15 protein-coding genes are annotated in these 17,098 nt (G+C 67.6%); 5 read left to right on the forward strand and 10 right to left on the reverse strand.

What is annotated here, in order from left to right:
• Window positions 1-52: 52 nt before the first annotated feature.
• The 4 genes from HF854_RS00095 to HF854_RS00110 all read right to left on the reverse strand — a co-directional run bounded on the left by HF854_RS00095 (window position 53) and on the right by HF854_RS00110 (window position 3,516).
• Entirely contained in the window at window positions 53-928 is an 876-nt protein-coding gene (locus HF854_RS00095) for a C40 family peptidase (protein ID WP_240937614.1), read from the reverse strand.
• Window positions 929-1,203: 275 nt separating this feature from the next.
• Window positions 1,204-1,995: a GTP cyclohydrolase FolE2 gene (gene folE2, locus HF854_RS00100; RefSeq protein WP_168934456.1), complete on the reverse strand. Its 792-nt coding sequence runs from the start codon at window positions 1,993-1,995 to the stop codon at window positions 1,204-1,206.
• Window positions 1,995-2,414, reverse strand: coding sequence for a nickel-responsive transcriptional regulator NikR (gene nikR / locus HF854_RS00105; RefSeq protein WP_006006341.1), 420 nt, complete (start codon window positions 2,412-2,414; stop codon window positions 1,995-1,997). The genes folE2 and nikR overlap by 1 nt, the downstream gene beginning before the upstream one ends.
• Window positions 2,415-2,733: 319 nt before the next feature.
• A complete protein-coding gene (locus tag HF854_RS00110; protein WP_168934457.1) occupies window positions 2,734-3,516 on the reverse strand; it encodes a class I SAM-dependent methyltransferase in 783 nt (260 codons plus the stop codon).
• Window positions 3,517-3,703: 187 nt separating this feature from the next.
• On the opposite strand from HF854_RS00110, the gene HF854_RS00115 reads away from it, so the two are divergent.
• From HF854_RS00115 to HF854_RS00130, 4 genes are read left to right on the forward strand one after another with little or no spacing between them, the layout of a single operon-like run.
• A complete protein-coding gene (locus HF854_RS00115; RefSeq protein WP_168934458.1) occupies window positions 3,704-4,192 on the forward strand; it encodes a CvpA family protein in 489 nt (162 codons plus the stop codon).
• 21 nt (window positions 4,193-4,213) lie between these two features.
• The gene (gene mazG, locus HF854_RS00120) at window positions 4,214-5,011 is read left to right on the forward strand and encodes a nucleoside triphosphate pyrophosphohydrolase (RefSeq protein ID WP_168934459.1); all 798 of its coding nucleotides are present in this window, start codon (window positions 4,214-4,216) and stop codon (window positions 5,009-5,011) included.
• A gap of 32 nt (window positions 5,012-5,043) precedes the next feature.
• On the forward strand, window positions 5,044-7,086 hold the full coding sequence (locus tag HF854_RS00125) for a hypothetical protein (protein ID WP_430392459.1): 2,043 nt from the start codon (window positions 5,044-5,046) through the stop codon (window positions 7,084-7,086).
• Window positions 7,083-9,479, forward strand: a complete 2,397-nt coding sequence (locus HF854_RS00130; RefSeq protein WP_168934461.1) for a hypothetical protein — start codon at window positions 7,083-7,085, stop codon at window positions 9,477-9,479. The genes HF854_RS00125 and HF854_RS00130 overlap by 4 nt, the downstream gene beginning before the upstream one ends.
• A 551-nt stretch (window positions 9,480-10,030) precedes the next feature.
• On the opposite strand, the gene HF854_RS00135 is transcribed toward HF854_RS00130, so the two are convergent.
• The 6 genes from HF854_RS00135 to HF854_RS00160 form a co-directional block, all read right to left on the reverse strand.
• Window positions 10,031-10,513, reverse strand: coding sequence for a hypothetical protein (locus tag HF854_RS00135; RefSeq protein ID WP_168934462.1), 483 nt, complete (start codon window positions 10,511-10,513; stop codon window positions 10,031-10,033).
• A 17-nt stretch (window positions 10,514-10,530) separates the two neighbouring features.
• A complete protein-coding gene (gene glpX, locus HF854_RS00140) occupies window positions 10,531-11,514 on the reverse strand; it encodes a class II fructose-bisphosphatase (protein ID WP_006006325.1) in 984 nt (327 codons plus the stop codon).
• Between the two features lie 145 nt (window positions 11,515-11,659).
• Entirely contained in the window at window positions 11,660-13,312 is a 1,653-nt protein-coding gene (locus HF854_RS00145) for an NAD+ synthase (protein ID WP_168934463.1), read from the reverse strand.
• A gap of 9 nt (window positions 13,313-13,321) precedes the next feature.
• Window positions 13,322-15,163 carry a UbiD family decarboxylase gene (locus tag HF854_RS00150; RefSeq protein WP_168934464.1) on the reverse strand — a complete coding sequence of 614 codons (1,842 nt, stop codon included), beginning with the start codon at window positions 15,161-15,163 and terminating at the stop codon, window positions 13,322-13,324.
• On the reverse strand, window positions 15,163-15,654 hold the full coding sequence (locus HF854_RS00155; protein WP_168934465.1) for an NUDIX domain-containing protein: 492 nt from the start codon (window positions 15,652-15,654) through the stop codon (window positions 15,163-15,165). The genes HF854_RS00150 and HF854_RS00155 overlap by 1 nt, the downstream gene beginning before the upstream one ends.
• 113 nt (window positions 15,655-15,767) lie before the next feature.
• Window positions 15,768-16,436, reverse strand: coding sequence for an L-threonylcarbamoyladenylate synthase (locus tag HF854_RS00160; RefSeq protein WP_168934466.1), 669 nt, complete (start codon window positions 16,434-16,436; stop codon window positions 15,768-15,770).
• Between HF854_RS00160 and HF854_RS00165 the strand changes: the two genes are divergently transcribed.
• Window positions 16,435-16,908: a 23S rRNA (pseudouridine(1915)-N(3))-methyltransferase RlmH gene (locus HF854_RS00165; protein ID WP_006006317.1), complete on the forward strand. Its 474-nt coding sequence runs from the start codon at window positions 16,435-16,437 to the stop codon at window positions 16,906-16,908. The genes HF854_RS00160 and HF854_RS00165 overlap by 2 nt on opposite strands.
• Window positions 16,909-17,098 lie beyond the last annotated feature (190 nt).

Raw genomic sequence — 17,098 nt, forward strand, 5'->3', positions numbered from 1 at the left:
CGGGCCCGGGGCCCGGGTCATGCCGCCCTCCCGTTGCGGACGAAAGGACGGACTATTTCTTGGTATTGCGTCCCTGCTTGCCGGAGCTCTTCTTGCTGCTGCTCTTTTTCTGGACGCTGCTCTTGCTTTTGCTGCGACTGCTTTTCTTGACGCTGCTCTTCTTGCTGCTGTCCTTCCGGCTGACGCTGCTCTTGCTCTTGTTGCGGCTGTTGTTCTTCTTGACGCTGCTCTTCTTGTCCCGCGAGCTCTTCTGGCTGACACCGGCCTTGCTCTTGCTGCGGCTGTGCGAGATCTCGCGCACGGCCTGCTCTTCGGCATAGGCGGCCATGCGCAGTTCCTCGGCACTGAAGGCGTCGCTGCCTTCCACGCGCCGGGCTCCCATGAAGGTAGTTCTGAAATACGGGTCGTCAAGGCTGTTGATGCGCACGCGCGTCCAGCGACGGGGGCTGTGGACGAATTTCCCGTCCCCCACATAAATGCCGGTGTGGTAGCCGCGGCGGGGATGGTGGAAGGCCACGATGTCACCGGCGCGCATGTCTTCCACGCGGGTGATGCGCTTGCCTACGGCCGACTGTTCCCGGGCCGTGCGCGGCAGGTTGATGCCCACGCTCTTGTAGGCCCACTGGACGAGGCCGGAGCAGTCGAAGCCGCCGGGATTGCGCCCGCCGGGCACATAGGGGGTACCGATGGCGGAACGGGCCACCTGCACGGCCTTGGCCTGCCGGGGACCGCCCTCCTCGGCGCTTTCATCGAAAACGGCTTCATAGGAACGGCGGAAGCGGGCTTCCTGCGCCGCGCGCTGGCGCTGCGCATACCAGGATTCTTCAGGATAACCGGAAGAGCCGGACCCGGAATGGGAGGCGCAACCGGCGCTCAGGGCCAGCAGGCCCATGGCAAGGGGTATCAGCAGTCTTGGGACAAGACGCATGCTTTCTCCGGGGTAAGAAATCGCAACCAAAAACGGGGGGAAGGGCCCGGGCGGCAGGGAAAAGCCCCGCATGCCGCCGGCAAAGGGACAGTCCCTGAGGGGGACAGGACGACGGCCGGACAGCCTGCCCTGCCCCAAGGCCATACGAAACTTGGGCTTGAGAGTATTAGCACAGGCTGCTGTCAAGTGTAAAAAACTTTTTGGGAAAAATTTTTTGACCGCAGTATCGTGCAAAAAAAGGAAGCCGGGGCTCTCCCGGCTTCCTCAGGTGTGGGCTAGGCCTGTTCGTCCTGCGTTCGCAGGTCGCGTTCGATGCAGGCAAAGGCGTTGTGGCTGTGGATGGATTCCATGCTCTCCACTTCCACGCGGAACCAGCGCACATGCTCGTGCTCCGTCAGGCGCTGGGCCACGTTGCGCACCACGTCCTCCACGAAGGTGGGCTGGGCGAAGGCGTGCTCGGTGACGTATTTCTCGTCCTCGCGCTTGAGCAGGGTGTAGACGGCGGACGAGCCCGAAGCCTCGGCCATCTCGATGAATTCCTCGATCCAGCTGAAACCCGACATGCGCACGGCCAGATGGATCATGGTGCGCTGGCTGTGCGCGCCCTCGCGGCTGATGGCCTTGGAGCAGGGGCACACGGTCATCACGGGCACGTCCACTTCCAGCAGGAAGGACTGGCCCTTCTCGTCCAGCTCGCCGGTCAAACGGCATTCATACGAGATGATGCTCTTGATGCCCGACGAGGGCGCGGGCTTGTGCACGAAATAGGGGAAGCAGAAGCGCACATAGGAACGGCGCGCTTCCAGACGTTCCTTGACCGTGGCCAGCAGGCGGCGCACCGACTGGTAGTTGATTTCGTCGTTCCATTCTTCCAGCGCTTCGATGAAGCGGCTCATGTGCGTGCCCTTGAACGAGGCGGGCAGATCCACACCAAGGTCCACCCGGGCCACGGTCTGGCGGCTGCCCTGGGCGCGGTCGCGCACCAGCAGGGGCATGGTGATGCCGCGGATGCCGACGCGGTCGATATTGATGGGAACCTTGGGGGCATGGCGTTGCACGTCTTCCATTATGCGAGATCCTGTCCTGTAGTTGTACCGCTGAAGGTGCCGTGCTTGACACCCTTGCAGGAAATGAGCTTGTCGGCCAGCGCCCGCACGCGGGCGGCCTCGCCTTTGAGGATGAGCACCTCAAGGCAGTTGTGATGGTCCAGATGCACATGCAGGGTGGCGATGATGATGTCATGCTCGTCGTGCTGCATCTGGGTCAGGCGGCGGGCCAGGTCGTTCTTGTGATGGTCATAGACCAGGGTCAGCGTGCCTGCGCCCTGGCCGTCGGCCTGTTGCCACTCCTCGGCCACAAGGGCCTTGCGGATGAGGTCACGGATGGCTTCGGAGCGGTTGCTGTAGCCCTTGACGGCGCACAGGGCGTCGAAAGGTTCCAGCAGCTCTTCATCCAGAGAAACACCAAAACGTGTCAGTTTTCCCATTGTTCGCCTCATGCGGCCGGGACACCGTCCGGCGGTGCCCGGTGGTGAATCTAGCAAAATCTTCCTGAAAATCCAGAGGCCTTTCCCCGCCCCTGCCCGCCGGAGCGGCGCCTTTCACGAAAAAACGTGCCGGGAAAGGGGCGGACAGGCCGGATGTCGGCCACAGGTGCGCGCCCGTCATGCCGGGCCGCTGCAGCAAGGGATACAAAAGGCCCCTGCCTGCGCATGTTGCCGCATGCCTTGCGGGGACAAGCCCCTCACGCAGGCAACGGGGGGCCGGCTACCGGGGCGGGAGGGCTCCAGGGCCCACGATCCGGGCCTACGCGGGCCGGACGCGGCGGCGTATCTCCCATACGGCCACCGTGACGGGCACGGGCTGGGCATACAGGGGTTCCACACGCTCGGTGAACACGCGCCGCCCTTCCAGACCGCCGCCGTGCAGGGCCTGCAAGAAGGCCTCGTACACGCCGCGCCCGGGCTCGGCCACCCAGGCCGCGCCGTCGTCGGCCAGCACGTGGGAAAGGAAGTGCATCACCGGCGCCACGAAGCGCTTTTCGTACATGATGTCGCCGCCCCACAGGCGGAAGATGCTGCGGGGCCGCACGGCGGGCTGCCGCCAGTCCATGACGGTCCACAGGGGCGAGGACACCCCGTTGTGCCGGGCGTTGAGGCTGGCGAAGTGCAGGGCCTCTTCCTCATAGTCCATGCCGATGACCTGCGCGCCCAGCCACTGGCCCACCATGGCCGTGAGGCCCAGGCCGCAGCCCAGGTCGAGGCAGGGGCGCCCGGCGATCTCGGCGCGGCGCTCTTCCAGCCAGCGGCACAGGGCGATGCTGGACGGCCACAGTTCCGTCCAGTAAGGCAGACGTTCGTCCTCGAAGTTCTGCGGATCGTCCAGCATGGCGTTCCACAGGGTCTCCAGGTCGGCGGCGCGCTGCAGGCGCCACAAACGGCCGCAGGCCCGCACGGAGATGAAGGGCGTGTAGGCCGTCAGGCCGTGGCTTTCCTCTTCGGCTCCGGGAGCGGTCTCCGCCGCCGGAGCTTCCGTACTGTTGCAGGCCAGTCCGGCCTGTTCCAGCAAGTTTCCCAATCGCGTATCCATCCCGCAAGCATAGCGTATCGGCCCCCATCTGTACAGACGGACGGATTGTGTCCTGCCCCCCCTTTTGCTATGCTGCGCCCGTACCTGCACGCACGGATGCGGCCCGCCGCAGGCTGCCGGAGATCCCGGCGCCCCGCGACCCTGCCGCCCCGTCGGCCGCAGGAGGATCTTTTCCTACAGGAAGCTTATGGGACAGGATATTTTCGACGTCATCATCGTGCTGGTCCTGACGGCCTTCGCGGCCCGCGGGTTCTGGACCGGCTTCGTGGGCGAGGTCGCCGGGCTGATCTCCATCGTGGGCGGCTTCTGGGTCTCCCACCATTTCCACACCGTGCTGGCCCCGCACCTCACCTTCATCACCGAACCGGCCTGGCGCAACATCGCCAGCTATGTGCTGCTCTTCCTGGGCGTGCTCATCGCCGTTGGCCTGCTGGCGCGGCTGCTGCAAAAGCTGCTGGCCTTCTCCTTCGTGGGCTGGATCGACAAGCTCACCGGCGGCCTGCTGGGCCTGGCCAAGGGCGTGCTGCTCTGCGCCGTGGTCCTGCTGCTGTTGCAAAAGCTCTTCGGCGATGCCGAGTTCCTGCGCCATTCGCGCGCCCTGCCCTACTTCAATTCCCTGATAAGCCAGGTGCGCGGCTGGCTGCCGCCTGACCTCATCAGCCGTTTCGGACTTTAACCCTCCACAAGGAACAGTTTCATGAAAAGCGCTCTGGAAGAATTGCAGGCCGTCATCGAACGGCTGACCGATGCCGAGAACGGCTGCCCCTGGGACAAGGAGCAGACCCCCGAAAGCCTGACCGAATACCTCATCGAGGAAAGCCACGAGCTGGTCAGCGCCATCCGCTCCGGCAACACGGCCGACGTGTGCGAAGAACTGGGCGACGTGGCCTTCCTGCTGCTCTTCGTGGCCCATCTGTACCAGAAGCGCGGCCAGTTCAGCCTGGACGACGCCCTGAACAACAACCGGGCCAAGATGGTGCGCCGCCATCCTCATGTGTTCGGTGACGTGACCTTCGACAATCTGGACGAGCAGCTCAAGACCTGGGAAAAGATCAAGCGCGCCGAGCACACCGATGCCGAAGGCAAGCCCCAGGGCCTGTTCGACTCCCTGCCCTCCAGCCTGCCGCCGCTGACCAAGGCCTACCGCATCCACTCCAAGGCCGCCCGCGTGGGCTTCACCTGGCCCGAGGACGAAGAAGTGGAACAGCAGGTGGAAGCCGAATGGCTGGAATGGCTGGACGCCTCCGCCGGCGACGACGCCGAAGCCCAGAAGCACGAACTGGGCGACCTGATCTTCAGCATCACCGAGATGGGCCGCCGCAAGGGCATCAAGGCCAGCGAAGCCCTTGACCTGGCCACGGCCCGCTTCCTGCGCCGCTTTGCCCGCATGGAAGAACTGGCCCGGCAGCAGGGGAAGGACTTCCCCGACCTGTCGCTGGATGAGAAGGACGAGCTGTGGAACGCGGCCAAGGAAGAAGAAAAGGCCGCCCATTAGCGACCTTTGCCCTTTGGCGGCTTTTGGCGGTCGTGCTGGCCCTGCTGCTCTGCGCCTGTTCGCAGGAGGTCATGGGCCCGCACGGCCGCAAGCCGATGCTCCTGTCCGGGACGGAACGCCCCGACAGGGCCCCCGGCAGCCTGCTGCGCGCCGATCCCGGCTATATCCAGTGGCTGGAACGCCAGTCCATGCTGGGCAATGCCGACGACCTGGCCGCCGAGGTCTCGGGCTCGGAACGCCTGTGGGGCAACAGCGGCAGCAATGACCGCCTGCCCCTGCTGCTGGATGCCGCCCCCTGCTGGCTGGAGGTCAATCCCCACACCCTGCGGGGCAAGGCCACGGCCATGCAGTCCCTGGCCCGCTCCGGCACACTGGAAGCCTTCCGGCGGATGGGCTTTTCCGGCCTTTACCTGTCCCCGTCCCAGGAACAGGGCGCCCTCTGGCACAACCAGCTCCGCCCCGATTTCGGCACGGGCACCACGTCCCTGGCCTTCGACGCCCGCAGCGGCGATGACGAACAGTTCGCCCGGCTCAACGCCCGTGCCGCCACCAGCGGCTTCCAGCTGGGCGGCTCCCTGCCCCCGGCCGCCACAGGCCTGGGCCCGGACTTTTTCCTCCAGGCCCGCCACGCCAGCCGCTTCAGCGGTCTGTACGCCATGATGGAGGCCCCCTCCTCTCTTTGGAGCACGCTGCCCGCCTCGCCCCAGGAATGGGAATGCCTCCCCCTCAACGCCCGGCAATGCCGCGCCCTCACCGACAAGGGCCTGCTGCCCCCGGCCCTGCTGCGCGACAGCCTGCCCTGGGCCACGCCCGGCGGCTGGGCCGTCACCGGCGAAGTGCGCGGGGCCGACGGCAAGCCCCGGCGCTGGCTCTACCGCTATGCGGGCAACGTGCTGCGCCCCGTGCTGCTCTGGCAGGATCCCTCGGGACAGGCCCGGCGCGTGCTCTCCGCCGCCGTCATCCGCCATACCGGCCTGCAGCAGCAGACCCTGGCCGGGCTGCACCTTGAAGCCATCATGGGCCTGGACGTGCCGCCCGACGGCGGAGCGCCCTCCCCCCGTGACCAGCTGGCCCCCGGTCTGGAGGCCCTGGATGCCCTTGCCCGCGAGATCCACCGCTACGGCGGCTGGGCCATGCAGGCCGACATCCTGCCCCCGTCGCTGACGCCCCTTATCCAGCGGGCCCCCGTGGACCTGACCCGCGATACCGTCACCAGCCCCGCCGCCGAATATGCCCTGCTCACCGGCGATGCCGCGCCTCTGGCCACATTGCTGCGCCAGTCCATGAACAGCGGTGTCCGGCAGGAAGGTCTGGCCCGCGGTCTGCACCAGTGGCGGGGCGTGGACTGGCGTCCCCTGCGCGACCTGCCCGGTGGCGAGGCCCTGTTCCAGCGTGCCTGCCGTCTTGCCGGCCTGCATGACGACGAGTATTTCTGGCCCACCACGCCCGCCGGACTGGCCCGGGAAGCCCTTGGGCGCAAGCCCGATGCCGTTCCCGCCCGCGACCGGCGCGACACGGAACTGGAAGAAGCCTGCCTGCTGCTGCTTGCCTGGCGTGTGGGCCTGCCCGGTCTGGCCTTCGTGAGCCCGCAGGAATTGCAGGGCGCCCTGCCCCTGCCCAAGTCCACGCCGGGCACGGCTGCCAGCGCCGGTCTCGTCCCCCTTCTGGAGCCGGAGACCGCAGCCGGAGAAGTGGAGCCCGCGCCCCTGGCCTTTGGCCCGCTTTCGGAAGAGCTGCGCCTGCCCCGGAGCCCGGCAAGCATCATGGCGCGGCTGCTGCATGCCCGCGCCGTCTCCGGTGTGGCCCGGGGCCGGCTTTTGCGCGTGGTCAGCGGCCCTGCCGGGACTCTGGCCACCGTCACCCGTCTGCCTGACGGCAGCTGCTGGGTGCTGGCCGCCAACTTCGGCAGCGACAGCGCCACCCTTCGCATCCCCCTGCCCGTTTCCGGGGCAGCGCAAGATATCGTTGAACAGACGTCCCTGGCTGTCCAGGGAGGTCTGACCGTGACCCTGAACGGCCGTTCTGCCCGGCATTATCTGGTCGGAGCCGCCGCATCGCCCAAGGAGCCATCATGACAGAAAAAAATCCCGATGCCGCCAGCAAGCTGGCCTGCCCTGAAGAGGAGATCCCCATGGGCATGACGCCCTGGTCCCAGCTGGATGAAGAGGCCCGGGCCCGGGTAAGCCGCCCCACCCCTGCCGACGGCCAGAAGAGCCCGGCCCCCGGCACAGCGTCTGTGGCCCCGGAACCGGCGCCCGCCCCGCAGCAAGAGTCCCCTATCCCCATGCCCGCCGCAGAGGCCGTGCAGGCTGAGGACGCCCCGGCCGCTCCCGCCGCGCCCGTTGCCGCGCCGGTGGAAAGCCCTGCCGCGGACCAGACGCCCGAAGCGCCCCTGAGCATGGAAGCCGGGGAAGCGCCTGCGGCCCCTGCCGAGGCTGCACGGCCCGTACCCGCGACCGAGCCTGCCGTCACCGCCGAAGAAAAGGCCGACGGCAGCGAAGCCCCTGCGGAGGACGTCGCTGCCGATGCCGCCATGGCCGAAGCGCCCCGCAGCGGACGTCGCGGTCTGGCCACCATGCAGCCCGCTGCGATGGATGAACAGATCCCGGCAGCCGAAGCAGCTCCCCTGCCGGAAGAAGGCCAGGCGCCCGCCCCGCAGGCAGAAGCCCCGGCCGCTCCCGCCGCGCCGGTGGCCGTGCTGGAAGCCGGGCCTGCCCAGAAGGCCTTTGCCGTACTGGCCAAGATGGGCCCCCTGGCCCTGCTCCTGCTCCTGGCCTGCCAGCTCTGGCCCACCTTCCTGACCGGCGGTCTGTACTGCCCGCCGGAAATGAAACTGATGGATACCGTCCGAGAAGCGCTGGCCAGTGGACAGTGGTTCGCGCCCCTGCATAACGGTGATGCCCAGCTGCCCGTCTTCGTCTGGATGCTGGCCGCCCTCGACCTGGTGGCCCGCATGGTGCCGCAGCTTTCGGCCTTCGTCTGGCCGGCGGGCGCCGCTCTGGGCGGGCTGGCTTGTCTGTGGGGCACCTGGGCCCTGAGCCGTGCCGCCGGTTTCGGCCCGCAGGCCGCCCTGGCCTCCGGCCTGATCCTGCTCTCCAGCCTGCTGTTCCCGCAGCTGGCGCATTTCATGGGCCCGCAGGGGCTGGCCACCGGTCTGTGCCTGCTCTCCATGGCCTTTTTCTGCATGGGCTGGAAAAAGGAACACGCCTGGATCTCCCTGCCGCTGGCCTTCCTGACCTCCGGTCTGGCCGCGCTGACCGGCGGCCTGGTCTTCCTGATCCTGCCCCTGCTGACCAGCCTCGTCCACCTGTTCTGGACCTGGCGCATCCGTCGCGCCCAGCGCTTGGACGCGCTGGCGGGCTTCCTCCTGCTCCTGCTGCTGGGTACCCTCTGGGCCGCCGCCATCATCTTCTGGGTGCAGGCCGAAGGCTACGCCCAGGCCGTGTCGGGCAAGTTCATCAGCCTGCCCTGGCCCCTGCCCGCCTTCTGGTGGCTGGCCCCGGCGCTGGCCGTGCTCGGCCTCCTGCCCTGGCTCTTCGTGGTCACCGGCGTCAACTGGGGCCGCGTGTTCGCCACCAGCTGGAAGACCCTGCGAGCCAGCCGCAAAGAAAACAGCGGCAGCTCCTTCCTCTGGATCGCCCTGTTCTTCTCCCTGCCCTTGTCCCTGCTGGGTTCCGGCCTTGCCGGTGCCACGCCCGCGCTCTGCCTGCTGGCCATCCTGCTGGGCCGCGCCCTGGTCCGCATGGGCAGCCTGGGCAGCAAGTTCTTCTATCTGGTCATCGCCCTGCTCTTCCTGCATGCGGGCATGCTGCTGGCCGCCCTGCACTTCCCCGTGGCGCTGGAATGGCTCCGCACGTCCACCTCGCTGGCCATCCCCCAGCAGTATGAGGCCCTGCTGACCAGTCTGGATGCCCTGCCCGTCCTGGGCGGCCTGTGCATCGTCTTTGCCGTGCTGCTGGCCCGCTTCACCCGCCGCGCCTGGCCCGGCGGCTCCCTGCTGGTCTGCACCCTGTTCGCCATCCTCCTGGCCCAGCCTGCCCACCTGTGGCTGGCTCCCCAGCTGGCCGGACATGCCGAGCTCAAGCTCGCCGCCGCCCAGCCCCTGAACGCCGCTGCCCCTGCCGCTCCGGCCGCTGTTAAGGAAAGCACGGCTCCTGCGGCCCCCGAAGCTGCTGCCGAAACGGCCGCACCGGAAACGCCCGCTGCTGAAGCCGCCCAGGCCCCTGAGGCCGCTGCTCCGGCTGAAGCCGCCCAGGCCCCGGAAACGCCGGAAGCCACCGCTCCTGCGGAAACGCAGGCTGCCCCGGCCGAGGAGGCTGCGGCCCCCGCTCCCGCGGAAGGTACGCCCGCGCCTGCGGAAAACGCGCAGCCTGCCGAACCCGTGCAGGAGGCGCCCGCCGTGCAGACCCTGCCCGCGGGCCCCGAACACGGCACGCCCATCCCGCCGGAAGCCGTTCCGGTCCAGTAAGCGCCCGTCCATAGACCAAAAACAAGGGGAGAGCCTGCCAAGGCCCTCCCCTTTTGCGTTTCCTGTTTCCTTGCCCAGCGGGAACTCCACCCGCCAGCTTCGACAAAGACTCCCGCACCTGTCTGCTGTCGGGCTGCCTGCCGCCCCACATTTCGGACAGCGGGACTGTGACAGCATCTCTTTATCCCTGCCGGACGACGTATCCGCAAACATACGGAAAGGATGCCGCCCGAGATGGCGGATCTCCCCTAAGCGACACGACACCACACCAACAAATGCGAACGTACCGGACCTGTCTCCATATCGTACTGTAAAGCAGGGAGGCCACCAGTCCCGCCCTCTGTTTGGGCGACAGCTCTTCTTCGTTTGGCGCTTCCGTCCGTCGCCGCCGCTAAGGCTCTGAAGGCCTTGCCGTGCGAGAAAAGGACGCTCCACATCCGCCTGCCAGCAGGGAGGATGCAAACGGAACAAAGCCAAACGGCATGAAAAAAGCGCCCATCCCTCACGGGACGGACGCCTTTTTTTCAGAACAGCAGGCAGGGCCTGCGATGCTAGTGGGACATGCCCTCGTCAGGCATGCTCACCTTGAGCAGGCTGCCCAGATGCTTGCGGGCCAGCTCCACTTCGCTCTTGTCCACGACGGGCATATCCTTGGGACGGGCCTGCAAGTCATTGCCGTCTTCCACGATGACAAGCGCTGCGGCCATACGGCCCATGACGCAGAAGAAGCGCCGGGCATCCCAGCCCTTGGCTTCCACCCAGCGGGCGGCATCCTCAGGATAGAGGAAATCCGCCTTGCCCCTGCGGGCCACGGGATGGGCCTCGATCCTGTTCTCACGGGCCCAGCTGCGGAACTGGGGCAGCACATCGAGAAAGCGCAGCAGTTCCTTTTCTTCCACCGGGCTCTGCCCGTCATAGACCGTCGTCACGGCGGCCGCTTCCACGTCCACCGGGGCGACCACGGTCAGGCCGCACAGCAGCAGGCCGCAAAGCAGCCCGCTGGCCAGCCAGCCTTGGCATCCTGTTTTTCTCATCAAGCAACAAGCCTCGCTTAGTACTGCACGGCGCTGATCTTGGAGAGCCTGTCCATATTGTGGTAGGATTCCACATAGCGCAGGGTCCCGGTCTTGCCGCGCAGCACCAGGGAATGGGTCACCGCATGACGGGCGCTGTAGCGCACGCCACGCAGGAAATCGCCGCCGGAGATACCCGTGGCGGCAAAGAAGCAATCATCGCTACGCACCAGGTCGTGCACGGTCAGCACTTCGCGGATGTCGATGCCGGCCTCGTTGATGGCTTCCTTCTCCACATAGGACTGGGGATCCAGACGGGCCAGGATCTGGCCGCCCATCCCCTTGATGGCGCAGGCCGCCAGCACGCCTTCGGGGGTGCCGCCGGTGCCCATCATGACGTCGACTTCGGAACGCGGATCCACGGCCATCAGGGCGCCGGCCACGTCACCGTCGGTATGCAGCTGGATGCGGGCGCCCGTGCTGCGGATGTCTTCGATGAGCTTCTTGTGACGGGGCTTGTCCAGCACGAAGACCACCAGGTCCTGCACGTTCTTGCCCAGGGCGCGGGCCACGTTGTGCAGGTTGACGTCCACCGGGGCGTCCAGATCGATCACATCGCGGGCCTCGCGGGCCACCACCAGCTTCTGCATGTAATAGCTGGGGCCGGGGTTGAACATGCTGCCGCGCGGCGCCACGGCCACCGTGGAGATGGCATTGGGACGGCCATAGGCCAGCAGGCTGGTGCCTTCCACGGGGTCCACGGCCACGTCCAGCTGCGGGCCGTCGCCCATGCCGACCTTTTCACCGTTGTACAGCATGGGGGCGTGGTCCTTTTCGCCTTCACCGATGACCACGATGCCGTCCACATGCAGGGTGGAAAAACTGTTGCGCATGGCGTCCACGGCGGCGCCGTCACCGGCCTCCTTGTTGCCGCGGCCCAGCCAGCGGGCCGAAGAAAGCGCGGCGGCTTCCGTGATGCGAACGATGTCAAGAGCCAGGTTTTTCTCTGGTGCTTCAGGCATGGTCTCTCCTCCAGATGCGAATGATGTCTGTCTGCGCTCCTGCGAGCGCTCCGGCGGCCATGCTCGTTCCCGCAGCCGCCTTCCCTTGGTATCAAATATCGTGCGCCTTGCGGCGCGTCCCCTTTTCCTCGGATAGCACGCGCCCCTACGGCATGCGGTAGCGCCCGGCCACCGGCACCTGCCAGCCCGTGCCGAAGGGCATGCGGCTGATGTGCAGGCCCAACGGCTCCTGACGGCGCTTGAATTCCGCGGCGAACAGCTTGCGGCGCACTTCCTTGCGCAGGCCCTCGTCGGCTTCCTGGGGCTGGGCCGCCGTCTGCCCGGCAAAGATCAGGCTCTCCAGCACCGGGTCCAGCACGTCGTAGGGCGGCAGGGAATCCGAATCCTTCTGCCCGGGCCGCAGCTCGGCCGAGGGGGCCTTGTCGAAGATGGCCTGCGGGATGATGGTGGCCTGACGGTGATGGTTGTACCAGCCTGCCAGGGTGTAGACTTCGGTCTTGGTCAGGTCGGCGATGACGCCCAGCGCGCCCACGGTATCGCCGTACAGGGTGCTGTAGCCCACGGCGCACTCGCTCTTGTTGCCCGTGTTGAGCACCAGCGCCCGCGCCCGGTTGGCCAGCGAGGACACCATAATGCCCCGGATGCGGGCCTGCAGGTTCTCGAAGGTGGTGTCACCGGGGAAGGTCTCGAACAGGTCGAGCCCCGGCGCCAGCGCCGCGGAAAAACTCTCCATGACCGGCTCGATGGGCAGGGTCAGGGTCCGCACTCCCAGATTCTTGGCCAGCTCCAGCGAGTCGGTCACCGAACCTTCGCTGCTGTAGGGCGACGGCATGAGCACGGCCGTCACGTTGTCCGCGCCCAGGGCCTCGGCAGCCACACAGAGCACCAGGGCCGAATCCATGCCGCCGGAAAGGGCCACGATGGCCTTTTCCAGACCGCACTTGCGGACGAAGTCCCGCACGCCCAGGGTCAGGGCGTCCCAGATGGCTTCGGGCAGGCAGGCGGGACGCGGATGCACGATGCCGCCGCTGCCCGCGGTGTCCACCAGCAGCACGTCCTCGGCAAAGGCCTTGCCGCGGGCCAGGATCTGCCCCGTGGGATCGAAGGCCAGGCTCTGGCCGTTGTACACGCGGCTGTCGTTGCCGCCCACCATGTTGACGGAAAAAAGATGCACATGATGCCGCGCCGCCACATGCGAGAGCATCTGCTCGCTCAGGCGCTGCACCCCCTTGCTGAACGGCACCGCCGCCATGTGGACGATGGCGTCCACACCGCGCTGCACCAGCTCCATGAGCGGGTTGTGGCCGCTGGCGTACTGGGTCTTCCAGAAGGCGCCGTCCTCGGTGGCCGATTCCTGGCACAGCACCACGCCAAGGCGCCAGCCGTCCAGGGCCAGGATACCGCAGGAGACGCCCCGGTCGAAGAAGCGGGCCTCGCTGTCCTGCCCGTAGGTCTGGTAGACCTTGCGCGAGACCACCGACCAGCGCCCTTTCTGCACCAGGATGGCCGCATTGGAGAGCAGGCCCGAGGCGTACACGCTGGCCACCGGCGCGCCCACCAGCAGGGGCGGCCCGTCCTGCAGGGCATCGGCCAGCATCTGCAACCCGGCCTTGCAGCCCTCGGCGAAGTCCTCGGCGCGCAGATAGCTGCCCGGGGCCACGCCGCACAGGGCCAGCTCGGGAGTGACGCACAGGTCGGCGCCCTGGGCGGCGGCCTCACGCACGGCGGCAAGGATGCGCTCGGCATTGCCGGCCACGTCACCGGTGACGGTATTGCATTGCAAGAGGGCGATCTTCATAGACGATCCTTATTCGATAAGGCCGTGCAGCGGGCCGCCCGGCGCGGCCAGGGCATCCACACGGCGTTGAACGGCGGGGTCTTCCTCCAGGGCGGGCGCATGGAAGGGCTTGATGCGGGCATCCAGCAGCAGCGGCCCTTCGCAGGACCAGTGCCGCGCGCGGACCACGGCCCCGGTGCCGTAGACGTCGGCAGCGGGATCGGAACGGCTGAAGGCCACCCAGAGGAAATTGTCGAAGTCCGCGGCGCAAAAGGCGGCATCGTCCGCCACGACCACCAGCGGGAAGGCATCGCGCTGCGGCCAGTGGGCCAGGCAGGCGGCCAGCTCCTCCATGCGCGGGTCGGTCTCGTTGCGGCCCAGCTCATGACGGGGGCCGCGCAGCACCAGGATGCCCGGCCCGGCACAGCGGGCGTCGCCGAAGCCTTCGGGCAGCGACGGCAGGTCGTGCACTTCCAGCGCTAGTTCCCGGCGCTTCTCGCCCGCCGAGGCCCAGATGAGCTTGGAGCCTTCGTTGAGGGCAAAACCGGTGTAGTCCAGCGTATCCGTGGTGGAGCGGGTGATGAAGTGCAGGTCGCGCTCGAAATCGGTACGCTCCAGCAGATGCCGGAAAAATGCCACCACGTCCCGCGCCCGCAGTCCCGGCGCATCCTCATACGCGGCCACCAGCACGTATTTGGCCAGGGCCGTCTGCGTGGTGCCCAGCATGTGCAGGGCGGCGGTCAGCAGTTCGCGCGGGCGGCGCTGCACCTCGTACGGCGTATAGCGCTCGCTGCCCAGGGCCAGCAGCAGGGGGTGCACCCCGGCGGCGTCCACGGCGTGGACCTCGCGCACGCCCTGGAAGACCTGAGGCACCAGCGCGCCGGTGAGCTCATGGATAAAGTCGCCGAAGACCGTGTCTTCCTGCGGCGGGCGTCCCACGGCCGTATAGGGCCAGATGGCGCCGGTGCGGTGATGCACGGCCTCCACCTGCAGGACGGGGAAATCATGCTTCAGGCTGTAGTAGCCCACATGGTCGCCAAAGGGACCTTCGGGCTTGAGGTGCGGCAGGATGTGACCGCTGATGCAGAAATCCGCCTCGGCCAGCACCGGCAGGGGCAGACGGCGGCTGTAATGCATGGCCGCACGGCAGCCCCCCAGCAGGCCCGCGAAGCGCAGTTCCGACAGGCCTTCGGGCAGGGGCATGACCGCCGCCACGGTGAAGGCCGGCGGCCCGCCCACGAAAATGTTCACCGGCAGGCTCTGGCCCCGCTTGAGGGCCTCGGCATGGTGCACGCCGATGCCGCGATGGATCTGGTAATGCAGGCCCACCTCGTCGGCGGCGTAGTCGTTGCCCGCCAGCTGCACACGGTACATGCCCAGATTGGAGGCATCCGGGCCGGGGCGTGCGGGATCCTCGCTGTAGACCAGCGGCAGGGTGATGAAGGGGCCGCCGTCCATGGGCCAGCCCACCAGACGGGGCAGAGCCGACAGGGCGCAGCGGTTCTCCAGCACGGGGGCCTTGGAGGTGCGGCGGGGCAGCATGTGCGGCAGCGCGGGCAGGGCCCGCAGGCTGCGCAGGGGATGCTTCAGGGCCGCGGCCGGATCGGCCTTGGCGGCCAGCACGGCTTCCACCCCGGCGAGGCTGTCGCGAAAAATGTAGTGCAGGCGCTCCGTGGTGCCGAAAAGGTTGGCCAGCATGGGGAAGGAGCAGCCCTTGACCCGCGTGAACAGCAGGGCCGGAGACTTGGAGCGGAAGGCCCGGCGCTGGATGTGCGCCAGCTCCAGATGCGGGTCCACGGGCACGTCGATACGGCGCAGCTGCCCGACCTTTTCCAGATCGGCCACACATTCCTGAAGGTTACGGTAGCCCATCAGTCATCCTCCCCTGCCGGTTCCACCGGCGCCAGCGTACGTTCTCCCGCCAGCCAGCGGCCGAAGTCCGCCAGGATGCGGGCATGGTCGAAACAAATGGGCTGCGGCAGCCTGTCCAGAGGATAGAAGGCCGCCCGGGCCGCATCGTCCCCGGCTTTCAGGGCCGCCGCATCACGCGGACGCCCCACGAAGACCACGCTCATGGTATGGCGGCGCGGGTCACGATCCGGGCGCGAATACACCCCCAGCACGCCCAGCAGCTCCACATCGAGGCCGGTCTCCTCGCGCATCTCGCGCACGGCGGCATGTTCCACCTGCTCGCCGTCGTCCACGAAGCCTCCCGGCAGGGCAAAGCCGTGCGGCTCGTTGACACGTTCGATGACCACCACGCCCCGTTCGGGATCATAGATGACCACATCCGTGGTGGGCGCGGGGTTCAGATACTGGATGACGCTGTGACCACAAGCGGGACAGGTGAGTTCTTTCTGCATGGGTGCCTCCAGTGGCGCATGGTACGCCAGCAGCATGTTGGCCGCAAGCTCCATGTTCGACAGGGATTCCGATGCTCCGGGATGCGCCTTCCGCCTTTGGCGGCGGAGCGGGCTCAGGCCAGGTGCGGCGTGAAGCCCGCGGCCTTCAAAGCCTCCAGGCTCACGGCCCCCAGACGCAGCACGCGCAGGTCCGTACCGGCCAGCGGCTCCACGATGGTGGACGGCACGCCGCCTGCCGGGGCCGGGCCGCTGACCACCACGCCGTCGTCGGGCCCGGTCAGGGCCGCCAGCAGGCGTTCGTCCAGCTCCTCAGGCACACGGGCGGCCGCCTGGCCGCTGATGTTGGCGCTGCTGGCCGTCAGGGGCGCCCCGGCCAGACGGGAAAGCTGCGCCGCCAACGGATGGGGCGTCAGGCGCACGGCAGCCTTGCCCTTGGGGTTCACCAGCTGCGGCGCCAGGGGCCGACGGCCTTCCAGCGGCGTCAGCCGGGCGGTCAGCACCACGGTCAACGGGCCGGGCCAAAAGGCCGTCAGCAGCGCTTCGGGAGCCTGCTCCAGCGTCACATAGGGGCGCAGCAGGTCAAGGCTGCCCGCCAGCAGGGGCAGAGGCATATGGACGGGCCTGCGCTTGGCCTGATACACTCGCGCCACGGCCACGGCCTGGTCGGCACAGCAGCCCAGGCCGTAGAACGTCTCTGTGGGAAAGGCCAGCACGCCGCCATCACGCAGTCTGCGGGCGGCGTCTTCCGCCGTGGATATCTGACACAACGATCGAGGAATCATGACAGGGAAACCCTTGCGCCTGCTCAGTGTGGGCAAACTGAAAGTACCGTTCTGGAAAGACGCCGCCGCCCACTACAGCCAGCGCATCAACCGCTGGCGGCGTCTGGAATGTGTGGAAGTCCGGGACGGGGACCCCGCCCTGCCCCAGGCCCAGCGCAACGAGCTGGAAGGCCGCCGTCTGCTGGAGGCCCTGGGCCCGCAGGACGTGCCCCTGGTGCTGGACGAGCGCGGCATCACCATGACCTCGCCCCAGCTGGCCCAGCTGCTGCAAAAGATCGACAACAACGCCATGGGCCGCGCCTGCTTCATCATCGGCGGCGCCTACGGTCTGGATGAGGCCGTGCGCCAGCGCGCCTGGAAGCTCGTCAGCCTCAGCAGCATGACCTTCCCCCATGAGCTGGCCCGCGTGCTCCTGCTGGAGCAGCTCTACCGCGCGGAGTGCATCATCCGCAAGGTACCCTACCATCATTGATGCGGCCTGCGGGCGCTTGTCTGAAAAATCCGCCGGGGAGGAGCGCCCCTCCCCACCATGCGCTTCATCTCCAGAGGAGCCTTGCCGCGAGCCGCCTCCGCTCGCCCCTCTGCCGTCCATGCCCCGGCGCTCTCCATCGCGACGGACACGGCCCTGCAGACCGTCTTTGGTCACACGCCCATGCCAAAAG

The sequence above is a fragment of the Desulfovibrio piger genome, assembly GCF_012843875.1.
GTDB lineage: Bacteria > Desulfobacterota > Desulfovibrionia > Desulfovibrionales > Desulfovibrionaceae > Desulfovibrio.

Excerpts from the sequence above, each read along its gene's own strand:
- glpX (WP_006006325.1), bottom strand. The coding sequence starts at position 11,514 with ATGCCTGAAGCACCAGAGAAAAACCTGGCTCTTGACATCGTTCGCATC.
- HF854_RS00155 (WP_168934465.1), bottom strand. The coding sequence starts at position 15,654 with ATGCAGAAAGAACTCACCTGTCCCGCTTGTGGTCACAGCGTCATCCAG.
- HF854_RS00110 (WP_168934457.1), bottom strand. The coding sequence starts at position 3,516 with ATGGATACGCGATTGGGAAACTTGCTGGAACAGGCCGGACTGGCCTGC.
- HF854_RS00160 (WP_168934466.1), bottom strand. The coding sequence starts at position 16,436 with ATGATTCCTCGATCGTTGTGTCAGATATCCACGGCGGAAGACGCCGCC.
- nikR (WP_006006341.1), bottom strand. The coding sequence starts at position 2,414 with ATGGGAAAACTGACACGTTTTGGTGTTTCTCTGGATGAAGAGCTGCTG.
- HF854_RS00145 (WP_168934463.1), bottom strand. The coding sequence starts at position 13,312 with ATGAAGATCGCCCTCTTGCAATGCAATACCGTCACCGGTGACGTGGCC.
- HF854_RS00165 (WP_006006317.1), top strand. The coding sequence starts at position 16,435 with ATGACAGGGAAACCCTTGCGCCTGCTCAGTGTGGGCAAACTGAAAGTA.
- HF854_RS00095 (WP_240937614.1), bottom strand. The coding sequence starts at position 928 with ATGCGTCTTGTCCCAAGACTGCTGATACCCCTTGCCATGGGCCTGCTG.
- HF854_RS00115 (WP_168934458.1), top strand. The coding sequence starts at position 3,704 with ATGGGACAGGATATTTTCGACGTCATCATCGTGCTGGTCCTGACGGCC.
- mazG (WP_168934459.1), top strand. The coding sequence starts at position 4,214 with ATGAAAAGCGCTCTGGAAGAATTGCAGGCCGTCATCGAACGGCTGACC.
- HF854_RS00130 (WP_168934461.1), top strand. The coding sequence starts at position 7,083 with ATGACAGAAAAAAATCCCGATGCCGCCAGCAAGCTGGCCTGCCCTGAA.
- HF854_RS00150 (WP_168934464.1), bottom strand. The coding sequence starts at position 15,163 with ATGGGCTACCGTAACCTTCAGGAATGTGTGGCCGATCTGGAAAAGGTC.
- folE2 (WP_168934456.1), bottom strand. The coding sequence starts at position 1,995 with ATGGAAGACGTGCAACGCCATGCCCCCAAGGTTCCCATCAATATCGAC.
- HF854_RS00135 (WP_168934462.1), bottom strand. The coding sequence starts at position 10,513 with ATGAGAAAAACAGGATGCCAAGGCTGGCTGGCCAGCGGGCTGCTTTGC.